The sequence below is a fragment of the uncultured Muriicola sp. genome (assembly GCF_947258935.1).
Lineage (GTDB): Bacteria > Bacteroidota > Bacteroidia > Flavobacteriales > Flavobacteriaceae > Muriicola.
Map to the genome: position 1 here is coordinate 1 of NZ_CAMYKH010000082.1, position 8,954 is coordinate 8,954.

The 8,954-nt window shown below is 37.0% G+C and carries 7 protein-coding genes; 3 read left to right on the forward strand and 4 right to left on the reverse strand.

Features of this window, described 5'->3' with window-relative positions; genetic code table 11:
- From Q0X72_RS11855 to Q0X72_RS11870, 4 genes are all read right to left on the reverse strand, one after another.
- On the reverse strand, window positions 1–134 hold a 134-nt coding region (locus tag Q0X72_RS11855), incomplete at its 3' end, for a DUF2200 family protein (RefSeq protein ID WP_297765660.1).
- 229 nt (window positions 135–363) lie between these two features.
- Window positions 364–816, reverse strand: coding sequence for a hypothetical protein (locus Q0X72_RS11860; protein ID WP_297765642.1), 453 nt, complete (start codon window positions 814–816; stop codon window positions 364–366).
- Window positions 817–901: 85 nt separating this feature from the next.
- Entirely contained in the window at window positions 902–2,161 is a 1,260-nt protein-coding gene (locus Q0X72_RS11865) for a DUF2254 domain-containing protein (RefSeq protein WP_297765645.1), read from the reverse strand.
- A 258-nt stretch (window positions 2,162–2,419) separates the two neighbouring features.
- Window positions 2,420–3,133, reverse strand: a complete 714-nt coding sequence (locus Q0X72_RS11870) for a tetratricopeptide repeat protein (RefSeq protein ID WP_297765649.1) — start codon at window positions 3,131–3,133, stop codon at window positions 2,420–2,422.
- Window positions 3,134–3,839: 706 nt separating this feature from the next.
- Between Q0X72_RS11870 and Q0X72_RS11875 the strand changes: the two genes are divergently transcribed.
- The 3 genes from Q0X72_RS11875 (at window position 3,840) to Q0X72_RS11885 (ending at window position 8,729) form a co-directional block, all read left to right on the forward strand.
- The gene (locus Q0X72_RS11875) at window positions 3,840–4,796 is read left to right on the forward strand and encodes a hypothetical protein (RefSeq protein WP_297765652.1); all 957 of its coding nucleotides are present in this window, start codon (window positions 3,840–3,842) and stop codon (window positions 4,794–4,796) included.
- A gap of 72 nt (window positions 4,797–4,868) precedes the next feature.
- The gene (locus Q0X72_RS11880) at window positions 4,869–7,949 is read left to right on the forward strand and encodes a hypothetical protein (protein WP_297765655.1); all 3,081 of its coding nucleotides are present in this window, start codon (window positions 4,869–4,871) and stop codon (window positions 7,947–7,949) included.
- A gap of 6 nt (window positions 7,950–7,955) precedes the next feature.
- Entirely contained in the window at window positions 7,956–8,729 is a 774-nt protein-coding gene (locus Q0X72_RS11885) for a PrsW family glutamic-type intramembrane protease (RefSeq protein WP_297765657.1), read from the forward strand.
- Window positions 8,730–8,954 lie beyond the last annotated feature (225 nt).

Below are 8,954 nucleotides of genomic sequence, written 5' to 3' on the forward strand. Positions count from 1 at the left end.
GTTAACCACTCTATTACTTGATGGAACTCTTCTTTTGTTCTACCATGCTTTTCCAATCTATTCCAGTAAAGGGGGTAAATAGATGCAAAGATCATATTAGCGACTTTTTCATTTTTTTCAGCTGTAACCTTCATTTTTTGCTGTTTTAAATTAGAGCTAATGGTCTTGGCTATGATTTGCTTGCGCTGTTCGCTACGCTCGGAATGGCTAGCTTGCCTGCCTATGGTAGGCCCTGGCCGTTTACCATTGAAGCCAAGTTTAGTTTTATTTAAATGTAGTAAATTTCAATTAAGCAGGAAAGCAGCAATGAACCTGACCGCCGGCCCGCCTTTCGAAGTCTCGTACGGAGGACAGGCGGGCAGATTATGGCCGTTGTTGTATGGCGTTTTTATTTTTTAATATTTTGAGTCTCTCAATCCAAAAGATTTCAGATTCAAAAAACTGGAGTTTAGTTTCTATTTTTCGATCAGTTTTGTCCCGTTCAGGTTTAGTAATAAATCGCGCCTTAGAATTACTGAAATCCAACGTGTATTTTTCGTCAATATCTTTTTCCTTATCTGTAATAAAGGAAACTATTTTCCCATCCATCCTCCAATTTCCTTTTCCATATTTGTTTCTTTCCCATGAAATCCCTCTCTGGTGGTCCTCGTACGAATGAAAATGAAACGTTCCGTCTTCCTGTAATGTCAATGTGTATTCAGTCAGATGTTTTCCATTTTCCCCTGCGAGGTAAAAATATTCTCCAACTACGTTATCCATCTGGGAGTACATAGTTGTACTTGCCAATAAGAGTAAAATCGAAGTTATCACCTTCATGCGCTTGTTTTTAAATGCATTACAACGGTCTGGGCTATGAGTAGTTGCGTGTCCCGATAGCTATTGTTGTGCATCCGTCTTTTGTTTATTTATTTTTAAAGAGACTTTGCTTCAACAAAATATTGCGATCCTGTTCAAATTCGATTGCTTTTTCAGCTCGTTCGTATGACGATTTTGAATGTCTTTTTGCAATTTCCTTTATCTCTGAATTATTTATGGTTGCAATTGAACTAAATGCCTTTTGTAGCCTCAACATGACCTCAATATTATCTGCTCCATCTCTAGCAATTGGTCTAAAAGCATCGTCAAAGAAATCTTCCATTGATATTTTCGGTACTTCTATTCGATTATAAGTGACTTCTTTCTCATTTCCATTCCCTATTTCTTTTTGCCATAGAAAAAATAATCTTTCATGGCTACCTATAATTTGTATTGCTGTACCTGGGTCATTGATTCCTGGCGATAAGGCTCTACTGGCAATTTCGGTTAGTGATATCAAACCAAATCTAGGGTCCTCGTCAAATAATCTTGTATTACCAATAATAATAGCTTCACATATGCTCTTTTGAATTTGAGTTTCATCAACATTTTGATCAGAGCTAAATTGAGCTATAGCAAAATTTTTATTGACAAACTTACCCGGCAGACAATTAAGTCGAATATGTAATTCCTTTTCTTCAGCTAATATTTGTATTGCATCTAAATTTAAATTTTGAACATACCCTACGCAGTTGGCATAAACCGTAATTCCGCCATGAAATTCTCCTTTTATTGGACGAGCCTTTAGGCAAGGATCTTTTATATAGGCTGATAAAGTCTTGGCCACAACGGTTTCTACTTGACTTATTGTATGCTCTAAACGACCTAATCTTGAAATTCTGTTTACCCACCTTAAAAAGATGAGTATGACAACTGCAAATAATAATAATGTGAATAAAAATAGGATGAATCTGCCTGCTTTATCATAATATCCATTATCAAGAGCTATTGTAGCTACTATACTAAAAATAAATGCCCCAATAAAAATAGAAAGTGCATTTTGTGAGACATCGTCTGTGATCACAATTTTAAAAGACCGAGGCGTTGCTGTACTACTTGCAGAAGAAAATGCTGAAAGCATAGATGCTACTGCAAAAATGGATATGACCAACATGCTCGCCGATATTGTATCTAAAAGACCTTCAATTGATTCTTTATCAATATTTGGAACTAGGTCATTTATACCAATGCCATCTGCCTGATGGGCCAGAAGAGCGCCAAAAACAGAAAATAAGCAAAACAGAAATGGTCTAAACCATAATTGCTCACGAAGCCTGTTATAATAAATTAGTATCCTTTTTTTCATTTACAATTGGTTCTTTTTTGATGGTGCACAAAGGTCTTGGCTATGATTTGCTTGCGCTGTTCGCTACGCTCGGAATGGCGAGCTTGCCTGCCTATGGTAGGCCCTGGTTGATTCGCATTGAAGCCAAGTTTAGTTTTATTTAAATGTAGGAAATTTCAATTAAGCAGGAAAGCAGCAATGAACCTGCCCGCCGGCCCGCCTTCCGAAGTCTCGTACGGAGGACAGGCAGGCAGGTTATGGCCGTTGTTGTGTGGCGTTTTATTTCTTTTTTCGTTTACATTCCTTTTGTAAACCTTTTGTATATGCCTCTGTAATAACTTGACCTCCTAATGATTTACACTCATCATAATACTTCCAAGCATTATTACAATCACCTTTATTCAAATATAGTATTGATAGTTTGAATGTTGTTTGTTGGTCCGACGAATTAAGATTATATGATTTAGATATATACGTCATGGCAGAATCCAATTTAATCATTGCCTTTTCTTTATCTGTTGGTTTTAAAGCAGAGTATTGCCACATAAAATAAGTGCCATAATCAGTCAAAATATGTGTATTGTTAGGGGTGATTTTAAGTCCTTCTTCATACTGTTCTTTTGCTTTTTCGTATTGTCCTAAAGACATATAGATAGCACCAAATCCCCAATAAATATCCGTATTGGTTGGGTCAAGCACGTAGGCTTGATTAAATCTGTACATTGCCGTTTTTATATCATTTTTATATAAAAATTGAAAACCTAAATTTATGAAACGATTAGACGCTTTTCCAAGAGAGGAATCATGTTTAATCATAGTTTCTATCAATATTTTATCAGCCTCTTTTTGCTTTTCAGTTTTTTCCACATTACCATATTTTGGTAGTAATCTAATGTCTGTTTTAGATTCCAATTCCCATTCTTCCCAAGATATTTGTTGCGCAAAAACAGTTAATGATAATAATACCAATAAGCCTGTTAAAATATTTTTCATATTTTTTGGTATTTAATGCTACACAACTCATTATATGCAAATAAAATTAACGTATATCCATGAATACTTTCCGGATATTAGTATAATTCTCATCTTTTCTTAAGGAATTAAATGGTACAAATCCTGTCATGTAACATGACGGATAATTTACCACTATTTTTAGAAGAAAATAATTCATTAAAATTGAACTAGGAAGGCTAAATAGTATAAAATTAGGTCTAAAGCGCTAATAGCATTTACATTAGGTTTAGCTTGTTTAAATTTTATTCTTCCCTTGTATTAATAAATACCTGTCTTTTAATTTCCTTAAAAGGACTTACATAGACGGGTGGGGTAATATTTAAAAAAGGAAAGTAAATTATTTTAACCCGGGAGGCTTTGATTCTGGATTCATCCCGCCGTAAGCGGGATGGGCCAGAGAAGTACCCCTCCTGCAAATGCATTTGGCAACTTTCTGATCTATTCGAAGATACTGTTATCAGTTAAATCCAAGTTTATTGCCTAGAAGAAAGAGCCAGAGAGCAAAAGCTACTGTGACAAAGCTCCTATTCGTTATTTTATTTGCAGTTTAGAAATTTAACCTCCTAGATATGAGGGAAATAAAGAACTTTTTTAACATTTTTTTATTATATTTAGTAACTAGCTATAGTAGCTAGACTTTTCAACTTTTTGTTGTTTGGGAAATAATTAATTTAATACACTAATTATGAGTAAACACACAAGTAAAGTTCACGGTAAACTAAATTTTTTAATCGTGGCAATTGTATTAGTGATTGGCGCTGTATTCTATTTATTAGTAGAGACAGGCGCAATTCAGTTCAATTCTTCAGACTTATCAAGCTCTGGGGATAAATCTATCAAAGGGGCTAAAAAAGCTCAAAAGTACGACAACAGAAACGACGTTGAAGTCACTCTTGATGGAGAAGACATTCAGGAATTTCTGAATAATCAGGATTTTCAGAACATGATTGCAAATCCGGAATTTGCAAAGCTCGTTGCATCGGCAGACTTTCAAAAGATGATGGTTTCAGCTGATTTCCAAAAGATGATGGCTACAGCTGATTTTCAAAAGATGATGGCTGCTGCTGACTTTCAAAAGATGATGGTTTCAGCTGATTTCCAAAAAATGATGGCCACAGCCGACTTCCAGAAAATGTTAGCCGCTCCTGATTTCCGAAAGATGTTAGCCGCTCCTGACTTTAGAAAGATGATGGCTGCTCCCAATTTCGAAAAAATGATGGCTGCGCCCGATTTCCAAAAGATGATGGCTTCGCCTGAGTTTAAGAAGTTAGCGTTATCAGCTGACTTTCAAAAGATGATGGCTGCGCCTGCCTTCCAGAAGATGGTGGCTGCGCCTAATTTCCAAAAGATGATGGCCGCACCCTCTTTCGAGAAAATGATGGCTGCACCCTCTTTTCAGAAAATGATGGCCGCACCTGATTTTCAAAAGATGTTGGCTGCACCTTCATTTCAAAAGATGTTAGCCGCTCCAGATTTTCAGAAGATGTTGAGCGCACCTAACTTCCAAAAGATGGTCGCTGCGCCTAATTTCCAAAAGATGATGGCCTCTGCCGACTTCCAGAAAATGATGGCAGCTCCTGATTTTCAAAAGATGATGGCGACTCCTGATTTTCAAAAAAGGATGTCGACTGCTGATTATTAAAAAGGCAGTTTGACAAGCAATTAAAGGAGGAAATTTTATTTTCTCCTTTTTTATTTCGATACCAACTTTAATATGAAAAAACCACTCTTTTTTGCTCTTCTGTGTCTTTTGTTTTTGAATACTACATTTTCACAATTCAATAAAATTGAAACAGATGAATTCAACATTGTGAGCGCAAGCCCGCAGTTCGACTATGTATTAAATCACGCTATACGCTGTTCACATAACGCCCTTGATTTTCATAAAACCTTATTCGATTACGACCCTCAAGAGAAGACTTTTGTACTATTTCAGGACTTTGGGGATTACGGGAATGGCGGAGCAACTTCCCTCCCCAATAATCTGATCTCTACCTGTATATCTCCCTTAAACTACGCATTTGAATCTAGTGTGGCCGGGGAAAGGATCTTTTCAATTATGAATCATGAACTTGTTCATATAGCGGCATTAGACAATGCATCAAAAACCGATTTATTCTTTCGAAAAATATTTTTTGGCAAAGTAAAGAGCTCTAGTGATCATCCAATTTCCATGTTTTATAGCTATTTGAGCAATCCCAGATACTATTCTCCACGATGGCTACATGAGGGGATAGCCGTTTTTGTAGAAACTTGGATGGATGGGGGCAAGGGAAATGCACTTGGCAATTATGATGAGATGTTCTTTAGGACAAGGGTTCTTGAGGGTAGCAGGATGTATTCTCCACAAGGATTAGCTTCTGCCGGTACCTCTGCAGATTTTATGTCGAAGGCTAATTATTATTATTACGGCACCCGATTTGTAAGTTACCTCGCCTACAAACACGGACCTGAAAAATTGATTGAATGGGTTAAAAGAAAAGATGGAAGTAAGAGGGGCTTTGCTGCGAGTTTTAAACAAATTTATGGGATCTCTGTCACCAATTCCTGGAGAAATTGGATTGAATTTGAGAAGGCATTTCAAAAAAGGAATATTGAAAATTTAAAGGAGAGCAAGATCAGCAATGATGAGTTGATCACCGATAAAGTACTCGGTGGGGTCTCTTTTGCTTATCTCGATAAAAAGAGAAATAAAATTTATGTCGCCGTAAACTATCCCGGAAAAATACCGCACATAGCTGAATTGGATTTAGAGTCAGGGAGGATAAAAAGACTTAAGGATGTTAAGGGACCCACACTTTTTAATGTCACTTCTTTGACATATGATGAAAAAAACGACCTGCTTTTTTACACCACCGATAATGATGAGAAAAGAGATTTAAATGTATACAACTTAAGCACGGGCAAATCAAAACGATTACAAAAAGACTGTCGGATCGGTGATCTGGCATTTAATAAAGCGGATGAGTCACTATGGGGTGTAAAGCATCTGAATGGGATAAGTACTCTTGTAAAAATACCTAAGACGATCCCCGGAAAACCTACAGCACAAAATTACTCTACCTGGGAGCAAAAATACACCCTGCCTTACGGCTCTGATATGTTCGACATGGATATCTCTCCGGACGGCTTAAGCCTTAGTGCCGGATTTACAGATATTAATGGGAACCAATTTTTAAATATTTATGAACTTGATTCCTTTAGACCCTTTGAAAACGATAGTATTAAATTCAAAGAAGTCTTCAATTTCGAGGTGGCGTCACCCCAGAGTTTTAAATTCTCTGAGGATGGCAGCTATTTATTAGGATCTTCTTATTACACCGGTGTAAGTAACATTTTTAAAGTAGATTCCAATACTTTAGATATTGAGATCCTGACTAATGCCCTTACGGGATATTTCAGACCAATCCCTATTGATGAGGAAAAGGTCTTTTCATTTAAATATACCAGTGATGGCTTTGCCCCGGTTTATGTCTATAATGAAGAAAATATTGAAGTTTCCAGCATAGAATTTTTAGGGAACAAAACGGTGGAAAAACATCCCGAATTAAAAAGCTGGACGACTGACGTCCCGAATTTTGAAAACTTTGATGATGAAAGTCTCAATGCAAAAAAGGGTGTTTATATTCCCGGGAAAGAAATTAAATTAACTTACGCGTATCCAACTATAATCGGGTATAAGAACAAATTTGGCTTAGGGTATAGATTCAAATTTCAGGACCCTATGGGCTTCAAAACCATAGATCTGTCCCTGTCCTATACACCAAACAGTTGGGATAATAATTTTGATGATTCGGAAAGCGATATACTAAAGGATGAACAATTTCATGCAGCATTCAAGTATTCAACGGCTAAATTGACTGGATTTCTAGCGGGCACCTATGACTTTTACGGGTATTATAATCAGGCCGACTTTTATGATTTATTCGGACCTACAAAACGATCCAGAAAAGGAATAAACATAGGTATTGATCACAATCGCTCCTTGATTAATGACAATCCCAGAAACCTCGATTTGAATTTTGGTGCCAGTGCTTTTTACGGTCTAAATCAATCTCCTGAATTTCAACAAATCAATTTTGCAGATGACGATTTTAATACCAACCTTTTTTACAACGTATATACGTCGTTTTCGTATAGAGACTTGAAAGGATCAGTTGGCGCAGTAGATGCAGAAAAAGGGATTAAAACCTCTTTAAACCTGTCTAATTCAATCACGGAAGGCAATTTTTTCCCCAGAATCCATGGGGCGCTGGATCTTGGCTTTCAGCTACCCATTGATCACGCCTCCTTTTGGATTAGAAGTTCTGCCGGGAATTCCTTTACTAAAAGGGTCAATCCATTTACTCGATTTGGTTTTGCAGCCTTTGGAAATAATATCATTGACAATTCAATGTCTAAAATGTACAGAAGGACGTTCTCTTTTGCTGGCTTGAGATTTGATGCGGAGAAAAGTATTATTGCAAAGAGTTTTTTTAAATCAACTTTAGAGCTTGCACTACCCCCTTTGAGGTACAGAAAACTTGGATTTTTTAACTTATTTGCTACCCATTCTCATGCTACGGTTTTTGCCGGAGGATTATTTACTAAAAACTACGAGGCTACCACAGATGCAGCTCAGGTTTCATTTACAGGCCTTTCTGAAAGTTTCCGGAATATAGGCTTTCAGGTAGACACCAAGCTGGTTATGTTTTCTCATCTGTCTTCAACCTTCTCATTTGGGTGGGCGAGAGCTTTTGAAATCGGGAATGAAAACAGGTCTTTTGACGAATGGATGGTCTCATTAAAATTCTAAAACTTGATGAACCCGGTACTTAAAACGAGTTTGATTACTAGCATTATTGTCACGGCACTATTTGTTGTCTTACTATATCCATTAGTATTGATTGATACCCTGAAGATCTATGACCTGGTATTAGTAAGCCTCTCTGTTTTACCCGGATTCTTTATTATGGCATTTATTTATAATCTGGATGAGCAAGATAAGGAGCCCTTATGGCTTCTTGCCATAGCATTTATTTTAGGAGGGGTAAACCTTCTTTTAGACATCAATGTTTTAGACTATCTGCTCAGTGCCAACACTATTGAGAACTATTATTTAAACATAGGAATGGAAGCACTTACCGTTTCTATGACCGAAGAGATTTTAAAATTCCTGGTGGTGATCCTGATCATTTACCCCAATAAACATTTTGATGAGCCTTTTGATGGGATAGTCTATTCTGTTTTTGTTGGAATGGGATTTGCGACTATTGAAAATCTGACTTTTGTACTACAGGGTTCGGCATCACTGGCTATCTTGAGAATGGTCACTGCGGTGCCAGCCCATTTTGTATTTGCAGTGATTATGGGGTATTATCTGGGCAAGGCGAAAAGCAAGAAGAAAGCTCAATTAGTGTATATCTTTTTATCCATTTTGATCCCTGTAATAATTCATGCCCTGTATGACTATTTCTTATTTATGGAGTTGGTAAAAGGCGTTTGGATTGTTGGCATCCTAACTCTTGTTATTGCATTGTACATGGCCAAAAAGTCCATTTTGGAACATATGAATGCATCTCCTTTCAAAAAGTAAAGAAATGCGATGTGTTTAGGCTATCAGGCTGAAGAGTAAACCAGCTTGTTGGATTAGTCTTTCTAAATCACTTGGGATAATTCCTTACACGAATGGACCAGACAAGGCACTCAACCTAACAAGACATAAATGTTAAGAATCAAATTTATATTACGGCCTATTCCCTTCCTAGTCCCGATAGCTATCGGGACGGGACGGTAGGGTCTCTTACGCTTAACAGCTTCA